Annotated in this window: 11 protein-coding genes and 1 pseudogene; 3 read left to right on the top strand and 9 right to left on the bottom strand. The window is 41.2% G+C overall.

Annotated elements, in window-relative coordinates:
• The 3 genes from RMY63_RS10780 to RMY63_RS41755 all read right to left on the bottom strand — a co-directional run.
• Positions 1–1,759, bottom strand: a 1,759-nt coding sequence (locus RMY63_RS10780; RefSeq protein WP_322728692.1) for an SdrD B-like domain-containing protein, incomplete at its 3' end; no start/stop codon positions are given.
• A gap of 1,082 nt (positions 1,760–2,841) precedes the next feature.
• Positions 2,842–3,216 (bottom strand): transposase family protein, encoded by a 375-nt coding sequence (locus tag RMY63_RS10785; RefSeq protein WP_322728693.1) that lies wholly within the window; start codon positions 3,214–3,216, stop codon positions 2,842–2,844.
• On the bottom strand, positions 3,213–3,320 hold the full coding sequence (locus RMY63_RS41755) for a hypothetical protein (protein ID WP_416212504.1): 108 nt from the start codon (positions 3,318–3,320) through the stop codon (positions 3,213–3,215). Before RMY63_RS41755 ends, RMY63_RS10785 begins: the two co-directional genes overlap by 4 nt.
• A 305-nt stretch (positions 3,321–3,625) precedes the next feature.
• Between RMY63_RS41755 and RMY63_RS10790 the strand changes: the two genes are divergently transcribed.
• Entirely contained in the window at positions 3,626–4,006 is a 381-nt protein-coding gene (locus RMY63_RS10790; RefSeq protein WP_322728737.1) for a hypothetical protein, read from the top strand.
• 44 nt (positions 4,007–4,050) lie between these two features.
• Here the strand turns inward: RMY63_RS10790 and RMY63_RS10795 are convergent, their stop codons facing one another.
• The 3 genes from RMY63_RS10795 to RMY63_RS10805 form a co-directional block, all read right to left on the bottom strand.
• Complete coding sequence (locus tag RMY63_RS10795) at positions 4,051–5,076, bottom strand: site-specific integrase (protein ID WP_322728694.1); 1,026 nt, start codon at positions 5,074–5,076, stop codon at positions 4,051–4,053.
• A gap of 71 nt (positions 5,077–5,147) precedes the next feature.
• Positions 5,148–6,014: a hypothetical protein gene (locus tag RMY63_RS10800; RefSeq protein ID WP_322728695.1), complete on the bottom strand. Its 867-nt coding sequence runs from the start codon at positions 6,012–6,014 to the stop codon at positions 5,148–5,150.
• Positions 6,015–6,081: 67 nt separating this feature from the next.
• Positions 6,082–6,246, bottom strand: coding sequence for a hypothetical protein (locus tag RMY63_RS10805; protein WP_322728696.1), 165 nt, complete (start codon positions 6,244–6,246; stop codon positions 6,082–6,084).
• 186 nt (positions 6,247–6,432) lie between these two features.
• Here RMY63_RS10805 and RMY63_RS10810 point away from each other — a divergent pair, with 186 nt between their 5' ends.
• Positions 6,433–6,696 (top strand): hypothetical protein, encoded by a 264-nt coding sequence (locus RMY63_RS10810; protein ID WP_322728697.1) that lies wholly within the window; start codon positions 6,433–6,435, stop codon positions 6,694–6,696.
• Positions 6,697–6,800: 104 nt separating this feature from the next.
• Positions 6,801–7,199 (top strand): annotated as a pseudogene (locus tag RMY63_RS10815) (ATPase); the annotation flags it as partial.
• Positions 7,200–7,564: 365 nt separating this feature from the next.
• On the opposite strand, the gene RMY63_RS10820 reads toward RMY63_RS10815, so the two are convergent.
• From RMY63_RS10820 to RMY63_RS10830, 3 genes are all read right to left on the bottom strand, one after another.
• Positions 7,565–8,167, bottom strand: coding sequence for a Uma2 family endonuclease (locus tag RMY63_RS10820; RefSeq protein WP_322728734.1), 603 nt, complete (start codon positions 8,165–8,167; stop codon positions 7,565–7,567).
• Between the two features lie 162 nt (positions 8,168–8,329).
• On the bottom strand, positions 8,330–10,351 hold the full coding sequence (locus RMY63_RS10825) for an ABC transporter ATP-binding protein/permease (protein ID WP_322728698.1): 2,022 nt from the start codon (positions 10,349–10,351) through the stop codon (positions 8,330–8,332).
• Between the two features lie 88 nt (positions 10,352–10,439).
• The gene (locus RMY63_RS10830) at positions 10,440–21,443 is read right to left on the bottom strand and encodes a non-ribosomal peptide synthetase (RefSeq protein ID WP_322728699.1); all 11,004 of its coding nucleotides are present in this window, start codon (positions 21,441–21,443) and stop codon (positions 10,440–10,442) included.
• Between the last annotated feature and the right edge of the window lie 33 nt (positions 21,444–21,476).

A 21,476-nucleotide genomic window follows, 5' to 3' on the forward strand; every position in this document is an offset into this window, starting at 1 on the left:
CTACTGTTACCCCTGCTACCCCTGCTTCTGCTACATCTTGAATGCCGTTGTTGTTACCATCATTGAATACAAAGTCTCCCAAGGATGCTGTTTTGTAGAACCCGGAATCGATTGTTGTGTCATTCTCCCCAGCAGAGAGGTTAACTACATCGGTAATCAGTCCATTACTGTCAATCGCATCATTACTACCTGCATTGACGGGACTAACACCATTAAAGCCATTGGGTTGTACAAATTGGACTTTGTAATCTCCTGGTTGTAAGTTGCTGAAGGAGTAGAGTCCATTACCGTCTGTGGTTGTGGTGGTAATGACATTACCTGTTGTATCCAACAGGTTGACTGTGGTATTCGCTATACCTGCTTCCCCTGCATCTTGAATACCATTGGCATTTTTGTCTTCAAAGACAAAGTTCCCTAAGCTCGCTAGTTGTACTAACCCAGCATCTAATGTACCGTTAAATTCGCCTGATGTTAATGTAACTTTTTGGGTTAAGCCAGTTGTGCGGTCAGCATCGCTATCTTTGCTGTCATCCCCCACATTGGCTGTGCTAAAGCTATAACCTGTTGACGATGTAAATTTAACTTGATAATCTCCGGGGGTTAAGCCGCTAAAGCTGTAACCACCATTTGCATTTGTGGTGGTTGTAGCGATGACACTACCGTCAACGGGGTTGATTAATTCTACTGTTACCCCTGCTACCCCTGCTTCTGCTACATCTTGAATGCCGTTGTTGTTGCCATCATTGAATACGAAGTCTCCCAAGGATGCTGTTTTGTAGAACCCGGAATCAATAGTTCTGTTAACCTCTCCACCAATTAAGGTAATAGGTGCGGAGGTCAAATTATTGCGGAAGTCAGCATTGGAATCTAGAGATGTGTTGCCTTGCAGGTAAGGACTGACTGTATTAAAGCCTGCTGGTAAGCTAAATCTCACCTGATAAGTACTGGGCAGCAGTGGTCCAAACTGATACCAGCCCTTCTCAACTTGTGTTGTATAGGGGTTGTCTCCAGTAAGAGTGGTGCCAAGAACATTACCCTTGCCATCAAGTAACGTAACTGTTGCACCATCTATTCCTTCTTCATTAGCTTCTTGAACCCCATTGGCATTTAAGTCATGCCAAACGAAATCTCCAATACCTGCTGTCTTGACTTCCATCAAGATCGGTTGCAGGTTGGCACCTTTAACAATTACTCCAAAATCTTGCCCTGCTACTGGTACAAAGTTAGTGCCATTGGTTACAGCAAAACTCACTAACGCATCCGCTTTTTGCTGACTATAAACTTCCAATGAGTTGTAGTCTACGTTATTTAATACAGATGTTTCTCCCAGCAGTTTCCAGATAGCTAGCTGTACATCACCCCAAGTGTAGTCAACATTATTGTAGCGGTATTTGTTATTGACTAGGTTGCTTGCTTCTGTAACGTTATTTATCAACCAATTGATTTGCTTAAGTTGATTCAAGTATTGTTCAGCAGGCGAATTGGTTGTCTGTGAACCTGCATAAAGGATACCAGCGGGTATGTTGCCGTAGCTGGAATATACACTAGCTTGATTATAAGTACCTCTATTAATTGCAACGGTACTATTAACACACCAAGCATCATAGACTCCATTCAGTTGTCCGCTATTAGTGATGGTGACATTTATGTAACTGGGTAAAAGAGATGCTGTAGTTGTTGATGTGTCGTAATCAGTGATGATTTCTGTTGCTTTAGTTGGTAATATTGAGTTGAAGATTGAGAGATTGTTATCTGCCATAAGTTTTCCCTTGGGGATTTATGTTAGTCGGTTCGACAATAGTCTTGAAAATCTCACGATTAAACTTAAGTAAATGCATATATTTACTTCTTCTTTTAGATATCTTGACTGTCTCTCTCAAAAAAAATAAGCGTAATTATCCTGAAATAGTAATTTGAAGCAATTTCACGATTTTTTTACCAAAACTTAAAAATCAAGTCTCTTAACAATATATATAGAGAGTTAATTTATACGAAATCAATAAATATGTCTGGCATATAAATCTTAAAAAATCAATAAAATTAGCGTTTTGAGTCTTTAATTAAATAAATATTTTCTATATAATATGATTTTTATCAGCTTAATAAAAATCATAAAGAAAGCTTTAAAAGGGTGTGCTAGCTACTGAGACTGTTACGGAAACTGTCATCAGGGGGGTGTGACGTGAAAGGAAATATCTTCAAGGGGCGACAATCATCGCTAAACTAAGCTATATAAAGATTTAGAGGGTACAGACCCTTTGAAAAAATGGAGAAAAAAGAGGGGCTTATTGACAATGAATTATGCATTGGTCAGATACCAGTCCTGTATTTCTCACAAGAGAGAGCGATGTCTGCGACGGGCTACGCCTACGCATTCACCATAAATCCTACCCAGACTATGTTTCGGACTTTTGGGATGGCTCAGGTTTTGCTCAGCGTATGAAACGCCTAAATCGAAGTTTTATAAGAGACATCTCCGAAAACTGCCTAAGTATCTCTGTGACTAGCTTATAGCGTGCGATCGCCAGTTTCTGAATCCAGCTAGTTTCGACGATAGAATAGAGGTTTGAGATGTTTGTTGTTAATAATCAGACAAAAAAACGTGGTTATGTACATTCATTTTCAACTCATGTGAGCGCGTATGTTTCTACTGGTAATACAAGTGCCCCAATTCGTAATCTTACTACTCCACAAATTGTCAAAATTACTTGCTCATACTTTTTAGGATTTAAGCGAAATCTTTCTTGAACAACTCGAAATATTTTTACAGAACGAATTCCCTCACTTGTTCATAGCTATCTACAATTAATTCATAATCTGTAAGTATTTCTTTAACTACCATTAAGTCAGATTCGTTTTTTTTACTTGTTCAATTAAACTGGATGGTAGCAATTCTCTAAGTATTGGCAACCAATAGTTAAATGTATCATTTGCGGTGGATTCACTCACCCCAAACTGGATACCAAGAAGCTCAAATGTAGTCAGATGCCTGAGATAAACCAACGTTAAAATTATTTGTTCTTTAAGCAATAGTTTTGGTTTACGACCTCCACCACCAGCAATAATTCTAACTTTTTTGGATTCTAATAACTCTTGCTTTTCATGGTGTAATCGCTCCGCATTTTGAATTAATTGTTGTAACTGTTCATGCTCCAGACTAATTAACCGCTTTGTTTTTTTAAGATTTTGTTCAATATGATTCAGTATGTCGCTCATGTTTCTGTGTCAAAAAAACTAATTGAGGCAGCTCTACCTTGTTCAATTTTTTGAATATTTTGCAGGCTGTAACCAGTTTTTCTAGGTAGTTCATTTTGAGACAAGCCTTTAGCTTATCTCGTCTTTTTCAGTTTTACAAGCACAGGCATTTCCTAATTCTTACTCCCTAAAGTAGCACTACTTTCAGTTGGTTATCTGTCGCATGTGTATCTATAGGTAATCTAAATAATTACTAGGCGTAGCATTACCAATCGTAATACAAAAGTCAGACTTAGACTATTGTCAACTACTTCTAGTAGCGCTGCCATAAGTAGTATATAAAGAAGAAAGCAATACAAAAGACGACCGACTGAGCCTGACAAACTTCCGCGATCGCCTTTTGTTCCAATTAATTATGGAGATTTCAATTATGACCCATGTCAGATACACACAGCAAGCCCTCTCCCGCTACACCCTCCCCCGCCTCAAAAGAATCGCCACCGAACTCGGCGTAACACCCACCGGGGACAAAAGAGCGGCTGACACCTGGGTAAACGCAATCATCACCCATCAGTCCGCCCAAACTTACAAAATCGCTGACGAACAAACCACAGCCCAAGCCGAAGCGAGAGATAAACAGCAATGTGAGAGGTGGAGTGATTTAATGCCTCTGATAACTTGGGAGTTGTGGTTGTGCGGAATTATCATTGGTTCGACGACGGTAGAAGGAGCGGTGATTATGGCATACAAGAGGATTCCAGCAGCCATCACCCTGATTCCCATGCAGTACCTTAGCTTTAGATGTCGGTAAGGAAGCACATAACTGACACTTAGGATCGAGTGGTTTTGGCATATCTACTCTGCTTCCTCTTCACCGATGGCACAGTAGTAAGCAGCGATCGCAGCTTCTTGCTCACTACGAAGCGTATACCGCCGAAACGCTTTCTCGCTTTGATGCCCTGTCAGCTTCCGCGCATGGCTGGGGTCAACTCCCAATAGCAATAGGTCAGTAGCGTAAGTATGCCGAAAGGAGTGAGGATGCAAATCAACAATATGAGCAAGTTCACCGATTTTTTCCACAGCAAAGTAAATGCCGTGATAACTCAAGCGTTCACCTTTGTATGAAGCATGGTGTGAAATCATCAATGGGCTGAGGCTAGTTAACACCTCACTCCTTTCTTCTCGCGATCGCAAATACTGTGCCAAAACTTCTCGGCTCTCTTTTTTTAGTGGAACTAAGCGTGGTTCATTGGTTTTGGTATCGGGTAAAAACAGTAACTTACCATCAAACGACCCAACATTTAACTCCACAATTTCTCCAGCACGCAGCCCATGACTGAGAATGTGAACCAGTGCTGTATCCCGTTGCTTTGTTTCTCCCAGCAATTCCAAAGCTGACCAAACCCGTTCCATCTGTTCAGGGGTTAAACTCTGGACTGGTGGCAGTGGCACTTTTTCCAGTTTAATCCCTAGTGTGGGTAAGGTAGAAATTATGTCAGGATACGTATAGCACATCCATTTGAAAAAGCTTTTAAGTGCCGCGACTCCTGCATTGATGCTGCTTTTGGAAAGCGGTTTACCTGCATCAGTCCGTAACTCATCTCGTAGATATTCTTTATATAGCGCAAGGTGACGTGGACGCAGTTCATGATAATGTAGTTCACTCCAAGCCAAAAACCGTTTGAGTTCTCGTTCGTAAAGCTTGCGGCTGTTGGGAGCCAGATTCTTGCTGCGTAAAAATTCCAGTACTTTTACCCACCGGATATCAGTTGGTGGAGTTGTTTTTACAGGTCTTTTAATTGCTCCTGATTCTCTAGTAAGTGCTGCATCTTCAATTGGAATTAATTTAATTGGTGGTAAAGAATCTGCACTGTAATTCATTAATTTTCACCTCCCCTTTTCGAGCAGCCAGAAGCTTTTGGGCACCCGAATCAATGTACATCTTTCCCAATTCAAAGACCAGCCTCAGTAAATGCTTGGCTAAAAACATCAACCAAATCCAAAATTTCTGCCCATTGTGTCAGGTATATGTAATCTAAACCTTCTGCCTGTAACTTTAATATCCCTAACACATCGCGCCACTGTTTTTCAGATTGACTTCCTTTACCCCATCGCAATTTCTGTAAAATTGTATCTTCTGCTGAAGCCACCCAAAACTTAGGTATTCCTTCTAAGTCAATTAGCTGGCGACGTACCATTTGGGATACTGCAAATGCTGAACCGTCCCTGATATACAAGTCAGCATTAGCAATAGTTTCGGTATGTGTAACATTCAGCATTCGCTCACGTCCTTGCTTTAAAGCCTCAACCGCACCTGCTGGACAATAGTATCCTGCACCTTCAAGTGTTGCCACCAAAAAATTGATTTGCTCCGGCTGGACTTCAATTACCAAATCTAAATCACGAGTCGAACGCGGTTCTCCGTGTAGCGAAGCTGCAACACCACCGCTTACGTAGTAAGGGATATTAGTTAACTCAAAAATTTGGTGTAGCTCTGCCGCTAAAGAGATAGAATCCTGAATCCACATATTCTCATCATTACCTTTGGGATGGAAATCAACCCTATATTTTTCTGCTAGTACAGCACGGGTAAAAACATGACGTATTTCCTCTAAAGATGCTCCACGATGTCGAAATTTAATTCCTGCAAGGCAAAGTTTCTTCACTCCTCGATCATGAGCCATGAACATTTTTAAGCGTTGGGAAAGCGAAAATTGCCGCAGGCGAACGAACAGATATATGTCTGCCTCAATGTTTGTATCAGCTGCTTGCGGCTGGTAATTCAACTTTGAACTGATTGCTGTTTTAACTAACTGCATATTCTGTAAACTGACGCTTAAATTGCGAATGAAAACTAATCACAATGTTTGTTGAGGTATTCCCAAATTAACCTTCGTGAATGTTTATCGTCTCTACATTGGCTGTAGGTTGTTCCATTATTTGCCCTGGTTTAATATTCAACAATAAGCAAAGCAATTTAGGTAAGCAACTTTGCTCCCGTTCTAAACGCTCGATTAGTTCATCTGGTATTTGAATGGTTGGTTTTGCCACGTTTGAAAGCATTAAGTGAGTAGTTTGCTCATATTATGCTTTAGATTACGTTGTAATACAAGATTTCAATACATTATCTTTTATTCGACATAAACTACGATTAATATTACTTCCCCCAGCCTGAGTTCGATGTAAGAAAAAGTCTGAAAATTAGACAGGGTAGAGCTTGTAGAAAAGGAGTTGTTTTTGCCTTTGATGCTATTAATACACAAAAAAACTTGTGAGTTGATCATCAACAGTGGCAATGATTATATTGCTGCCTTAAAAGGAAATCAACCTAGTCTATTCAGAGATGTCAAAACAAATTTTACACTGGAATTAACTTATAAGCAGATAAACAAAGGGCATGGTCGAATCGAAAAGCGTCATCTCAGTATTTGTCAAAATCTTGATGGTATTCATTCTTGGCCTGGACTTACCACTTTGATTCAAGTCAAATCAGACCTTTGAGGGTTTTCACACACAATGTAATTGAAGTAACTAATGAAACCCGTTATTATATTTCATCTTTAAGTAAAACGGCTCAAACCTTTGCTGAACGTATCAGAGGATAGAGGAAAGAAAGGTTCGATGAAAATTTTTTCGTCGATCTACCATCTGAGCCTGAAAGAGTACAGATTCTAAGTATTCATCTGCAACGCTTTGGCATCGCTGTTGAATCCGAGTATTTGGAGGCGATCGCCGCCAACACTGCAAAGTTTTCAGGCGCGGAACTCGAAACTCTCGCATCTGAAGCCGCACTGTTGGCATTCGATGAGGGTAGACCGCAACAGGTCACTTTAGGGGATTTGGAGAATTGCAGTCATTGCATTACCCCGCTTGCAATTCAGGATGCAGCCGCAGTTGAGTGAATGCAGGCTTGGGCGGCTACCGCTAGACTGGCTAGTAGTCCTGTTGTGCAAGCGGCGAAAACTCAATCTTTGCGGACTGCGAAGTTTCGCAATATGAACTGATCAACAATCTTGGGAAAAGGGGAAAGAAAGTAGACACTGTTCAGAACAGCAACAAATTTTGGAGCGCAAAGGTTGAAGGAAATCAATTAACTGCATGATATTCTACAAGCAATCACTTATGATAAAGCTTTTCACTGCCATAAGACAGTAGATTACTCTACGCTTGATAAAGGTCAAGTTACTCCTAAATCAAAACTGTGTTTTGGTACAGTTTTGTTTTTAGAAAACACTGTGGCTGGCGGTTGTAGATCAAATGTAATGTTCCGCTTCGGTTTGATTAAAAAAGAATTTACGCTTTCGGATTTACGTAAATCCGAAAAGGTGTATCAATCTTTTGATGAATTCTTGAACGAAGTGAGCCACCTTTAAAAATTAATCCGACGATAGATTTCAGACAGGGGTATTTCTACGTTGTTTAAACTGTGCAGAACAATCCCCCGCTCAAGATGAGAGTGAACTTGCCATAACCAGCGATCATTACTGTTACGATCCAAGTTATGATACTGCTCTATGTAGGGTTCAGTTTGGCTGACAAGCAGATATTCACAGAAACTGGCAAGAGAGCGATATTTTCTGAACTTGTCGCCTCGGTCGTATGCTTCGGTAGAAGGCGATAAAACTTCCACAATCAATATTGGATTGAGAATTTCATCATTGCGATTGCCATTCAACTCTGGTTCACCATTAACAACCATCAAATCGGTATAAGTACCGCACTGACATTCAGGTATCCAAACTCGCAAGTCGCTGTTATACAAGCGAAAATCGGTGTCTCTGAGCAAAAAACCCAAATAAATCAATAAGTTGCTAGCGATCGCACTGTGAGCTTCCGAACCTCCCGACATAGTAATAATCTCTCCGTTGCGGTATTCGTGGCGTTCTAGGTTGCTTTCTTCCATCGCCCAATACTCATCTAAACTGAGGCGAGTTGTTATTACTTCTGGGGGACTGCTTTGAGCAAAGACCACAATCAGACCTCTTGAATAATTACCTCTAAAACTATTATCAGCAACGACTGCCAGAATTGCCAATTTCATGAAAAAAGCAACATGACTGTTTGAGCGTGTCTAAACCAAAAGAGCAGAGTCGTTGAGCTTGTGCCATATTTTTAAACATCTGGTCAGGTCATACTAGAGTTTAACCCATTTCCACACCTTTAAGTCTTTATCATAGTGGCAGGTCAAGCCATCCCTAGTAGTGATAGACTCCCCTTTACTTGCCTTACTTCTAATCGTCTTAATGGAATAGAAGGTTAATTCAGTTATTTCTTTATGAGAAAGTCCTACACTTTTAGCTTTTTGAGTCAATATTTCTGATTGATTTTGGGATTCATTATTAGGCAAACTGTCTATAGTAATGCGAGTATTTTCAGTAGAGTTTTGGGTAATTGTTTTTTGGTTTCGATAATCTTGCACGGTCAAAAGTTGCCAACTGGAATCTTGTGAAAGTTCCAGAACCCATTGATGATAATTAAATAGACTTTCCCTATGCCCAACGCTAATAAATGTTGTTTTCGTCTCTTGTAACTGTTGATATAAACTTCCTTCATTTTTTAAATCTAAAGCACTTGTTGCTTCATCTAATATCGTGAATCTAGGATGAGTCACTAACAGGCGTGCGAAAGCAAGGCGTTGTTGTTCTCCTAGCGATAATATGTTCTCCCAAGGAACTTCTGTATCGAAGCCATCAACTCGATTTAGCAAGTTTTGTAGATTAACTTGTCGCAAAACTTCTTTAAGTTCTGCGTCGGTCATTTGACGATTAGTTTTAGGATAAAGTAACTGTTCGCGCAAAGTTCCTAAAATGATATAAGGACGCTGGGGTAGGAATAAGACTTCTTTTAGAGGAGGTCGCACCAAACGGCCAGTACCCGCATTCCACAAACCAGCGATCGCTCTCAACAGAGAACTCTTACCTCGACCACTCGGCCCTACAATTAATAAACCTTCTCCTGGTTGAACGTTCAATGACAAGTCTTCGACGATTACCTGCTCATAGTTAGGCGTTTGTAAGGTGACATCAAGGAAAGCAAAATGATTCTCTTCTATTGTTTTAATAGTACTAACATCTTCAGGTTGTTTAGTCACTGCTTCTAAGGCATCTGAGAACTGGGATAAACGCTCAACATAACTAGAAAATCGCCCAGAAATGCCAAATTCAGCTATTAATTCTTCCACAGCACCAGCAAAAAAATAGCAAGCTGTAGTAGCTTGTCCAATTTCTCCAAAATCAATTTCACCTCTAATAAATAAAGGTGCAAGTACTAAGAGCGTGAAAAATTCGATCGCAGCCCGATATCCTCTATTAAAAATTGCTTGATTTCTTTCCCAATTAACCTTATGTTTAACATTTTTTATGAGATTAGTAAATCGCTTGCCAACTATATTTAGTTCTTGTTCTTCTCCTTGAAAAAAAGCTATCGACTCAGCGTGATTGCGAACATGAGTTAGAGAATAACTATAATCAGCTTTAGATTCGAGTTCTGCCTGATTAATTTTAATCAACTCTTGATTTAAATAAATAGCAATAAAGTTACCTATAATTGTATAGGTAATTAGAGCAACAGCTACTTGTTGAGAAATTGACCAGACAATTATTAAAAAAGTTGTCATTTCCAGTATTTTTTCTAGAAAAATTGCTGAAAAACTTAAGGCACTACTGGTAATTGGTTCAATTTCTTGAGATAAACGTTGATCTGGATTATCAATATCAGCTTGAAAATTAATTTTGTAATAAGCCCGTTTATGTAAATATTTATTTAAAATATGATTATTTAGCCATTGATACCAATCAAGAGCTATCTGTTTTCTAATAAATTTAGTGAATCCTACTATAAGCGTTATCAATACAAGTCCAACACCATAAATTGATATAGTAGAAGTAAATTTAGAATAATCTTTTTCTTGAATAATAACATCTATTAAATAGCGATGAATAAAACTATTAAAAGTATTCGCACCTACAAGTAAGATAATTAGCAATATTAGGAAAATAAGCATTACCCAAGCACGAATAACGTCTGAAAATGCTCTGTCTCCTGGCTTAGTTGGATACCAGTAAGGGCCAGCGATCGCTGCTACATCTTTCCAAAATCGGAAAAAGTCTGTAAAAGCATTTGTTGAGGGTTGAGCTTGAATAACTTGGGTTGCCATATTGAAGTTTAATTCCCAGTTCAGGGTGTTTATTTTACAACGTAGAACGCTGTGCGTTCATACATAGTTTTTAATGGATGTTTATTAATTAGTCTGTTGTTTGTTCCATAAATTTTTCGAGTTTTTGCACTAGGATTTGTACATGAGGTAGTTTTACCATATTTAGATGATTACCAGGAACTACAACAGTTTCTAGATGTTGCACAAGTTGAATCCAGCCAGATTCAAAGTCAGCATCAGTTTCATTGGCTTTAAATAAAACCATTGAACCTAAATAACGTTGAGCTTTGTAATTTTGTATGGCTTGAGCGTTAATCTGAGAAATTTTTAGAATCAAGGGAGCTTGCTCAAAGTCAAAACCTTCTAGAACTATATTTTTCTGTTTAGCTTGTTCCGCGACATAATTTATCTGTTCCTCTGGTGCAAATTGCCGCAGTTCCTCTAAACAAAGGTCTAAATGTTCTTTGAATAACTCTACTAATAGAAAAGCATAATCTATTGATTCTTTAATCATCAAAACAGGTGGAGAAGTATCTAGTAGAGCCAACAAAGCTATCTGTTCACCTTGCTGGGAAAGTTGTTGAGCCATTTCAAAAGCCACTAAGCCACCAAAAGACCAGCCAGAGAGAAAATAAGGGCCATGAGGCTGAACAGTTTGTAACTCTTGAATATAGTGATTTGCCATTTGTTCAATGCTAGTATGCAGCTGATTTTCAGGATTTAAACCAACAGATTGTAGTCCATAAAATGGCTGCTCTGTACTCAAATAATAAGCAATATGGTGATAGCAAAGAACATTTCCCCCACCAGGATGAACGCAGAACAGAGGCGGCTGATTGCCATTAGTTTTGATAGGAACTAGAGCAGACCAAGGTAAAGAATCTGTTGAAGAATCCAGAAAATGCGCTAGTAGTTCGATGGTGGGATTTTGGAACAAAATAGCTAAAGGTAAATTTATCTGGAAATGCTTTTGAATCTTGGTCATGAGACGAACGGCTATCAGAGAATGACCACCAAGTTCAAAGAAGTTATCTCTGATACCAACAGGATGAATGCCCAGAATATCTTCCCAAATTTGTACTAGCTGAAATTCTCGAAGACTTCTTGGTGCGTCAGAGCTTTTTTGCAATACTTTTTGAACAAGTTTCTGAGGCAGTCTAACTTGCGGAATTTGCTCTGCCGGAATTTTTTCTATTAATGTTTTCAAAGACTCCTCTGGCAGGTCAACAATACTGTTCAATAAAGCTTGAAAATGTTCCAAAATTAAGGTTATAGCTGGATTATCATAACGCGATCGCTGATAGATGATGCGAAACTCTAGCTGTGAACTTGGGCTAACTAAAATCGTGAGAGCATATTTCGTTTGTGCGCCTATAGCACGAGCTTGAGATTGATTTTGGTCATGGTTTGCAGACTGTTTTGCTGATGAATCGACCGCATAGTTTTGGAAAACTAGAAGACTCTCATAAAGGGGTAATGAGCCAGGAATTTCACTCCATTCGTGAATTTGTCCTTGAGAGCAATATTCATAATCGCGTTGCGTGAAGTTTTGATCTTGAATATCTCTCAGCCAAGACCAAAGTGATGCTTGGGGAGCAACCTGTAGCCGCATCGGTAGGGTATTAATGAATAGACCTAACATAGATTCGGCCCCTACCAATTCCGGGGGACGACCAGAGAAAGTCGCGCCGAATACTACATCTTCAAGACCGCTATAGCGACTCAACAGCAAGCCCCAAACACCTTGAACCAAAACATTTAAGCTCAAGCGATGTTGCCGTACCAAAGACTGTAAAGCTGCTGTTGCTGAAGCTGGCAAGCTAGCTGTTTGTTCGCCGTACCGTTCTTCCTCGTCAGGAAGATTAATAGGTTCAGCTTCTATTCCTAATGGGGTTGGGCTTTTGAACCCTTGAAGTTTGTTTCGCCAGAATACCTCAGCCTGTGATAAATCCTGCTGTTTTAACCAGGCGATGTAATTTCTGTAAGGATGACTGGGTTCCAGTAATAAATCTTGACCTTTGCTGAATGCCTCGTAGAATGCGAAAACTTCTTTTAAGATGAGAGGCACACACCAGCCATCTGTAAGAATGTGATGAGAAGTCCAGATGAATTGATAAGCATTCGCGTCTACTTGGAAAAGCGCAAAACGCATTAGCGGTGCTTTAGTCATCTCAAAACCAAGCAGTCGGTCTACACTCAAATAGGTGTCTAATTTCTCTTGCTGCTGGCACAGAGAAAGTCCGCGCCAATCTTGCTGGTTTAGTGAAATTTCTACTTCCTTGAGTACAACTTGCAGTGGCTCATCTTGATTTTCCCAAATAAAGGCTGTTCTGAGAACCGAGTGGCGATCGCTAACACGCTGCCAAGCTCTTTCAAAGGCTAAAGAGTCAAATTCTGCAATTTGCAAGTTTAAAATGCACTGCTCAAGATGTATTCCTGACTCAGAAGCAGCTAGAGTTTCAAAGAGCATTCCCTGTTGTGAAGGAGACAGTGGATAAATTGATTCAATATTTTTAGTTGGGAACTGAGTTAATAATTTATCCAGTTGTAATTGATTCAACTGTGATTCGGGAAAATCGCTCGGCGTATATCCTCTATTTTCTGCTAACTGACAATGTTCTATGATTGAGGCGATCGCCTGAATAAAGTTCTGTGCCAATTTCTCCACTGTGGCACGAGTATGCACATGACTATTGTAAGTCCAATCAATTTGTAATTCACCTGCTATTACTAGAGCATTAATATCCAATAGATGATTACGAGTTTGCTTTAAGCTGTGGATATCTCCAGCAGATTCAGGCGCAAATTTCCAACCAGTTTCTAATTGTACTTGGTCAAATTGCCCCAGGTAATTAAAGCTAATTTCTGAAGCGGGAATAGTCTGTATTTGTTCCTTAACAGTCGTGTATTTGCACAAGTAACGCAATATACCGTAGCCAATTCCACGATTAGGAATTGCTCGTAATTGTTCTTTGATTGATTTGACGATTTCTCCTGGTTGGTTGATTGAAGGCAGTTGCAATAATACTGGAAATAAACTAGTAAACCAACCTACCGTCCGAGATAAGTCTACATCGGCAAATAGTTCTTCTCTGCCATGTCCCTCTAAATCAATTAGTACCGTTGAATTTTTCGTCCAATCTGCTATTGAAACTACTAATGCACTTAGTAATATATCGTTAATTTGTGTATTGTAAGCTTCGTTAACTGACAACAGGAGAGTTTGGGTTTCTTCTTGACTTAATTTCACTGACACAGAAGCAATATTACTTACTGTATTCTCTTGTTGAATATCAGCACAATCTGATGGTAGTGGTGTTATCTTAGCCCAAGGTTGGTTCAGCCAATAGTCTAACTCAAATTTGAGAATTTCCGATTGGGCATAATTGTTTAACTTCTCTGCCCAATCAATAAATGCTGTTGTTTTCGCACTTAGTCCAATCGGTTTTTGTGCAATTAATTGTTGATAAATTCTCTCTAAGTCTGGTAATAAAATTCGCCAACTTACACCATCTACTGCTAGGTGATGAACAATAATTAGTAACCTGGCATCACTATCATCACCCAAGTTAAACATCACCACTTGCATTATTGGCCCTGTTGACAAGTTTAAACTTGCTTGATATTTGGTAGCGATTTTTTCTAGGGCTTGTGGTTGTTCGTGTTTGGGCGTTGATGATAAGTCAACTACGGCAAATGGTACGCTATCATCTAAGCCTTGATTTATTTGTTTGTATTCATCGGCAACGAGTGTAAATCTTAAACGCAAAGCATCGTGATGCTCTAGTAATTTTTTTACGGCTATTGCAATCAATTCACTTTGTAGATGATTTGGAACTTGCAATAAAACTGATTGGTTATAGTGGTATGATTCTGGCTTATTTTGCTCAAAAAACCAGTGTTGAATCGGTGTGAGGGGTGCAATTCCTGTCACTACACCTTGTTTAGACTCAACACTTACTGTTGTATTGGCAACTTTAGCAAGTTCAGCAATAGTTTGATTTTGGAATATTTGTTTGGGAGTAATTTGTATTCCTGAGTTTTTGGCACGAGAAACTATTTGAATACTCAGGATGGAGTCGCCACCAATTTCAAAGAAGTTGTCGTGGATGCTAATTTTTTCTTTGAGTAAAAGTTGTTGCCAGATATTGGTTAAAGTTTTTTCTATAGCTGTACGTGGTGCTACGTATTCATATTCCCGGCTAATTTCTCCATCAGGTGTTGGTAGTGCTTTGCGGTCTATTTTACCGTTGGGTGTTAACGGTAGGCTGTCTAAGGTGACAAAGCCACTTGGAACCATATATTCCGGTAGCTGTTGCTTGAGGAATTGACGCAATTGGTTAGTAGTGAGGGATTCATCACTAGGAACTACATAAGCAACTAAGCGTTTGTTACCTGGAATATCTTCTCTGACGATGGCTACAGCATGTTGAACTTGGGGGTGGGTGTTGAGGACTGCTTCGATTTCCCCCAACTCAATGCGGAAACCGCGAATCTTCACTTGGTTATCGATACGACCAAGGTATTCGATATTACCATCTGGTAAATAGCGTACTAAATCCCCAGTTTTATATAAAAGTGCTGAGTGCTGAGGAGCCAGTGCGTTGCGCGGGTTCCCCGCGTTGTAGCAACTGGCGTTGCTGAGTGCTGAGTGAAGAGTTACCTCCCTTGTCTCCCCCTGCTCCTCTGCTCTTCTGCCTCCTGCCTCCTGCCTCTTTGCAGTCGCTACAACGGGGGGAACCCCCGCAACGCGCTGCTCTCTGCCTCCTGCCTTCTCAAAGGGATTTGGGATAAATCTTTCCTGTGTCAACTCTGGACGGTTGAGGTAGCCTTTTGCCAAGCATACACCACCAATGTACAATTCTCCTGGTACACCAATGGGAACAGGCTGTAAATACTTGTCTAGAATGTATACAGTCCTGTTAGGTAGGGGACGACCAATAGGCATTTTTCTCAGATTACCGTCTTCACTCCACTGGGGAGGGATTTCAAACAGGGTGGCAGTGATGGTCGTCTCTGTGGGGCCGTAAGCGTTGACCAGACGAACACAAGACATGGGGCTACGTTGCCAAATGGCAACAAATTCTGGCAACATTGCATCTCCACCAACAAGCACAAGTCTCAGTTGGCTGTTGGAATCTAAGACTTGTGTTTTGACCCATTCTTGAGCTAATTGTTGCCAATAGGCTGTTGGCAGATTAACAACGGTAAGTCCAAAATCAGCAATTGTTTTTTGAAACTTTGTCGGAGTCCATACATCTGAGCCTCGGAGTACCAAGGTTGCACCAGCTATGAGGGTAGGAAATATCTGTTCTAATGAAGCATCGAAGTTGATGGAGGCAAACTGGAGTACCCGATCGCTCTTTCCAAGTTCGTAAGCTTGTTGAATAATACAACAGTGGTTGGCGATCGCGCCATGTGGAATCATTACCCCTTTGGGTCTGCCTGTAGAACCAGAAGTGTAAATCACATAAGCCAAGTTATTATCTTGCACATCGGCGATTACATTATCTTGACTTGACTGAGAAATCAATTGCCAGTCAGTATCTAAACAGACAATCTCTGCTTGATGCCCAGGCAACTTTTCCAGGAGTTGCTGTTGTGTCAACAGTACCCCAACTTGAGCATCTTGGAGCATAAAGCTCAAGCGTTCTTGAGGATAATCTGGATCGAGTGGTACGTAAGCTCCACCCGCCTTGAGAATACCCAGTAGTCCTACTATCATTTCTAAGGAACGCTCTACACACAACCCCACTAGCACATCTGGTTTTACACCCAAGGACTGCAAGTAATGTGCTAACTGGTTAGCGCGACAATTCAACTGCTGGTAAGTCAGTTGTTGATTGGCAAATACAACCGCCACAGCATCCGCGTTGCGCTGAACTTGCTCCTCAAACAACTGATGAATACACTTATCAAAGGCATAGTCTACTTGAGTATTGTTCCACTCAACAAGTAACTGTCGTTGTTCTGCTTCTGTCAGCAGAGGCAATTGTGAGATTTGCTGTTGCGGGTTAGTAACAATACCTTCAAGCAATGTCACAAAATGCCCAGTCATCCGCTCGATAGTGCTGGTATCAAATAAGTCAGTGTTGTATTCCCACACACCCACCAGCCCAGTAGGGATGTTCTGCATTGACAAATTTAAGTCAAACTTAGCTGTTTGACTTTCTATGAGAAAGGAACTGACGCTTAAGCCATTCAACTCTAGTTGAGGAATTGGCGCATTCTGAAGTGCAAACATCACTTGGAATAGCGGTGTATGACCTAAATTCCGTTCTGGCTGCAATGCTTCCACCAGCATTTCAAAAGGTAAGTCTTGATGAGCATACGCGGACAACGCTACTTCTCGAACACGAGCCAGTAACTCTCTAAAGCTCGGATTACCTGCCAAATCAGTACGCATGACTAAGGTATTGACAAAAAAGCCAATTAACCCTTCAACTTCCAAGCGATCGCGGTTAGCAATTGGCGAACCCACCAGAACATCTTCTTGTCGTGTGTAGCGATAAAGTAAGGTAGCATAAGCAGCCAATAGCGTCATAAAGAGGGTACAACCTTGCTCTTGGCTCAGTTTTACCAATCTCTCAGTTAACTCAACTGACAGTGCAAACTGTTGATGTGAGCCAACAAAAGTCTGCACAGCAGGTCTTGGTCTGTCAGTTGGTAAAGTCAATAAAGCTGGTGCATCTTTTAGTTGTTTCTCCCAGTACGAGAGTTGAGTTTGCAGTACATCCCCTTGCAACCACTCTCTTTGCCATAAGGCGAAATCTGCGTACTGAATTGGCAGTGGCGTTAAGGGCGACGGTTGACCTTGAGAATAAGCATTGTACAGTGCTGCTAGTTCTTGGAGAAACACACCCATCGACCAACCATCAGAGACAATGTGGTGCATACACACTAAAAAGATGTGTTCTGTCTCATTCAAAACTAGTAATGTTGGCCTGACTAATGCTTCACTTGCCAAGTCAAAAGTTTGAATACCTTGTTGTTGCGCTAATTGCTGTAAAGCACTTTCTCGTTCGGTTGTGGATAAATGCTGCAAATCAACAACTGATATTATTCCCAGTCCCCAGTCCCCATTGCCCCTTATCCCCAGAGGGGGCCCCGAGTTCCCCAGTTCCCAGTCCCCAGTCCCCAGTCCCCAAATAACTTGAGTTGGTTGTCCATCAACCGTGATGAAATTAGTACGTAAAGCTTCGTGGCGATGAATAATTTCTTGTAAACTTTGCTCTAAGGCTGTTTGATCGAGAGTTCCGACTAGACGCAAAGCCAAAGGAATGTTGTAAGAGGGACTGTTCGGTTCAAACTGGTCTAAAAACCACAAACGCTGTTGAGCAAATGACAGTGGGATGTCTGTATTCTTGACTCTTGGTAGAATTGGCGGTGTAGACAATTCTAAGTCATGTTGCTGTAACTGCTCAATTACTTGTGCTAATTCTGCTACTGTTGCGCTTGTAAATAAGTCACGCAATGGTAGTTCCACTTTGAAAATGTTGCGGATACGTGAAACCAGTTGCGTTGCTAGTAGCGAGTGTCCTCCAAGTTCAAAGAAGTTATCATGAATACCTACTTGCTCTAGTTTCAGGACTTGCGCCCAAATTTGCGCTAACAGTTCTTCAATTGGGTTGCGTGGGGCAACATATTTGTCTGTGATTTCGTTATGTAAATCTGGTGCTGGCAAAGCGCGGCGGTCTACTTTGCCGCTAGGAGTCACTGGCAGGGAATCCAAGATGACAAAAGCATTTGCCACCATGTAGTCTGGTAGCTTTACTTTCAGATATTGCCGTAGTTCGCTAATTGTAAGTGTAGAGTCTCGATGTGCTACCACGTAAGCAACTAGGCGTTTATCACCAGGAGTATCTTCGCGGGGAATGACACAACAGGCTTGTACATCGCTATGTTGGCTTAATGCTGCTTCAATTTCGCCCAACTCAATGCGGAAACCACGTATTTTTACTTGGTTATCGATGCGACCTAAGTATTCAATGTTGCCATTTGGTAAATAACGCGCCAAATCGCCCGTCTTATATAATTTACTTCCTCCTGCCTCCTGCCTCTTTGCAGTCGCTACAACGGGGGGAACCCCCGCAACGCGCTGCTCTCTGCCTTCTGCCTCCTCAAACGGATTAGGGATAAATTTTTCTCGTGTCAACTCTGGACGGTTGAGGTAGCCTCTAGCTAAAGCGACACCACCGATGTACAACTCTCCTGGCACACCGATAGGTACAGGTTGTAAATATTTATCTAAAATATAAATTTGTGTATTGGCAATTGGCTTTCCAATTGGAGGAAGTAGCGGCCAAGTGTCCACTGAATTATTCAATGTAAAAGTAGTGACTACATGGCTTTCCGATGGCCCATAATGATTGTGCAGAATACAATTACCTAGTTTGCCTAACCATTGAGAAATCGCAGGAGTAATCTGCAACTGTTCCCCAGCAGTAATAATTTCTCGTAGATGACTAACAACTAATTCACCACCAACAGCTACTTCAGCTAGTTGCTGTAAGGCAACAAAGGGAAGAAACAATCTTTCAACAGCGTTTTCTTCGAGAAAACCTAATAAACCCAAGGCATCACGGCGCAATTCCTCTGTAATCAACTGCAATGTGCCTCCCGAAAACCAAGTAGTGAATATTTCTTGGAAAGAGACATCAAAACTGATAGGAGCAAATTGCAAGGTTTTTGCCCCATGAGAAACTCTCGTGTTTTGCAGTTGCCATAAAATCAGATTGCACAGGGGAAGCTGATTCATGGCTACACCCTTGGGCTTACCTGTAGAACCAGAGGTATAAATTACATAAGCTAAGTTGTTAACTTGTACGCCTGAGATGAGATTTTCCTGACTTGACTGGGAAATCAATTGCCAGTCAGTATCTAAACAAACAAGTTGTGCTTGATAAAAAGCAGGGGAACTCAAAACCTCCTCTTTTCCTTTGGTTGAAGCCCCATTCCTTGTAGGTGGCTTTTCTCCCCTGCTCTCCGAAGTTGCTCCACTTGGGGAGCCACCCCGTTGGGCGGCTTCGCCGACTTGAAGGGAGTGGTGTGAAACCCCAAGACCGCACTTCTCTCCTGCTCCCTCTCCCCCCAATCCCCAGAGGGGGCCCCGAGTCCCCCCTGCTTTTTCACACTGGGGTAGCCTCTCAACGAGTGGCTGCTGGGTTAGCAACACTGAAACTTGAGCATCTTCTAACATGAAAGCCAAACGCTCTTGAGGATAGTTTGGGTCGAGTGGTACATAAGCACCACCCGCTTTCAAAATACCTAACAGCCCTACAACCATTTCTAAGGAACGCTCAACACACAACCCAACTAGCACATCTGCTTTTACTCCCAAAGACTTTAGGTAATGTGCCAACTGGTTAGCACGACAGTTTAATTCATCGTAGGTTAGTCGTTGATTGCCAAACTCCACCGCCACTGCATCGGGTGTACGCTCCACTTGCGCCTCAAACAACTGAGGGATAGATTTGTCAATGGGATACTCAATTTGAGTATCGTTCCACTCGACAAGTAATTTTCGTTGTTCTGCTTCTGTCAGCAGAGGCAATTGGTAAATTGGCTGCTGTGGGTTGGCAATAACACCTTCTAGCAAGGTTACAAAATGACCAGCCATTCGCTCTATAGTGGGCGCATCAAACAAGTCTGTGTTGTATTGCCATGCAGCTACCAGCTTATTACCAGTGTTTTTGATAAATAGAGTCAAATCAAATTTGGCAATTGTCCTTTCTGCCGCAAATGAACTGACAGTTAACCCACTCATTTCTATTTCAGACGTGAGCACACTTTCGAGGATAAACATCACCTGAAATAGTGGTGTATGGCTGAGGTCGCGTTGTGGCTGTAATGCTTTGACTAACTCCTCAAGGGGGAGGTCTGGATGAGTGTAAGCTTTCAGTGTCACCTGCCGCACTCTATGAAGTAATTTCTGAAAGCTGGGGTTGCCTGACAAATCGGTACGTAGCACTAAAGTGTTGACAAAAAAGCCAATTAACCCTTCAAGTTCGGTGCGATCGCGTTTAGCAAGAGGCGTACCGACTATAATATCATCCGAGCCTGTATAGCGATAAAGCAAGGTAACATAAGCTGCCAACAGCGTCATGTATAGGGTGGCTCCCTCTTGCCTACTGAAATTGGCAAGCTTTTGACTCAGTTGGGTTGAAATTTCTATATACTGAGTTGCACCCCGGAAAGTTTGAATTCCTGGTCTTGGTCTGTCTGTGGGTAATTCTAGTAAGGTGGGAGCGTTTTTGAGTTGTTGCTTCCAGTAGTCAAGCTGCGTTTGCAGTACTTCTGATTGCAACCATTGTCGTTGCCAAATAGCATAGTCGGCATACTGAATTGGTAGTTCAGGTAGCTCTGGGGACAAATTATTGCAGATATCTGAGTAAATAGTTGCTAATTCCCGCATGATTATACCCATTGACCAACCATCAAAAATAATGTGGTGTATTGTGAGTATAAAGACGTGTTCTACCTCAGTGATTTTAGCCACAGAAGCTCGGATTAACGGAGAATTAGCCAGGTCAAAGGGTTGATTAGCTTCTTTTGCGGCTAATTTTTGGCAAGCAATTTCTCTTTCACTTTCAGGTAATTCTGTTAAGTCTACGACTGGTACACTTAAAGTTAAGCTGTCAGCAATTACTTGGACTGGCTGCTCGTTGATGGTGTGAAAGTTGGTACGTAAAACTTCGTGGCGAGAGATAATTTTGTTGAGGCTTTGCTCTAGCGCCACGGTGTTCAAATGACCGTGAAGTTTTAGAGATACTTGTTCGTTATAGAAAGGGTTGTCTGGTTCTAATTGGTTTACTAACCAAAGTTGTTCTTGAGCAAAAGATAGAGGTAACTTCTGAGGACGCTCGGTTTTAATTAAGGGTAAATCTGTATCGATATCTACATTTTTATCTTTCAACAACAAAATAAGTTCTGCTTTATTTTTAGCTAATAAGTCACGAGTTTCTGGTGTCAATACTCCCTCTGGAGCATCAACGCACAAGCGAACCTCTTCCAGAGGCGCTCCACTAACGCCTTCGACCCACAACTCCACATCCTGATTAGAGAGTTCTACTATAAATTGCTTGAGATTCATAGAATCATGTCCTTTATATTGTCAACGATTTCA

The sequence above is a fragment of the Nostoc sp. ChiQUE01b genome, assembly GCF_034531255.1.
Lineage (GTDB): Bacteria > Cyanobacteriota > Cyanobacteriia > Cyanobacteriales > Nostocaceae > Nostoc.

What these genes read in the sequence shown, in the direction of transcription:
- RMY63_RS10785 (WP_322728693.1), bottom strand. Translation starts at nt 3,216, where the DNA reads ATGAGCGACATACTGAATCATATTGAACAAAATCTTAAAAAAACAAAG.
- RMY63_RS10790 (WP_322728737.1), top strand. Translation starts at nt 3,626, where the DNA reads ATGACCCATGTCAGATACACACAGCAAGCCCTCTCCCGCTACACCCTC.
- RMY63_RS10795 (WP_322728694.1), bottom strand. Translation starts at nt 5,076, where the DNA reads ATGAATTACAGTGCAGATTCTTTACCACCAATTAAATTAATTCCAATT.
- RMY63_RS10800 (WP_322728695.1), bottom strand. Translation starts at nt 6,014, where the DNA reads ATGCAGTTAGTTAAAACAGCAATCAGTTCAAAGTTGAATTACCAGCCG.
- RMY63_RS10825 (WP_322728698.1), bottom strand. Translation starts at nt 10,351, where the DNA reads ATGGCAACCCAAGTTATTCAAGCTCAACCCTCAACAAATGCTTTTACA.
- RMY63_RS10830 (WP_322728699.1), bottom strand. Translation starts at nt 21,443, where the DNA reads ATGAATCTCAAGCAATTTATAGTAGAACTCTCTAATCAGGATGTGGAG.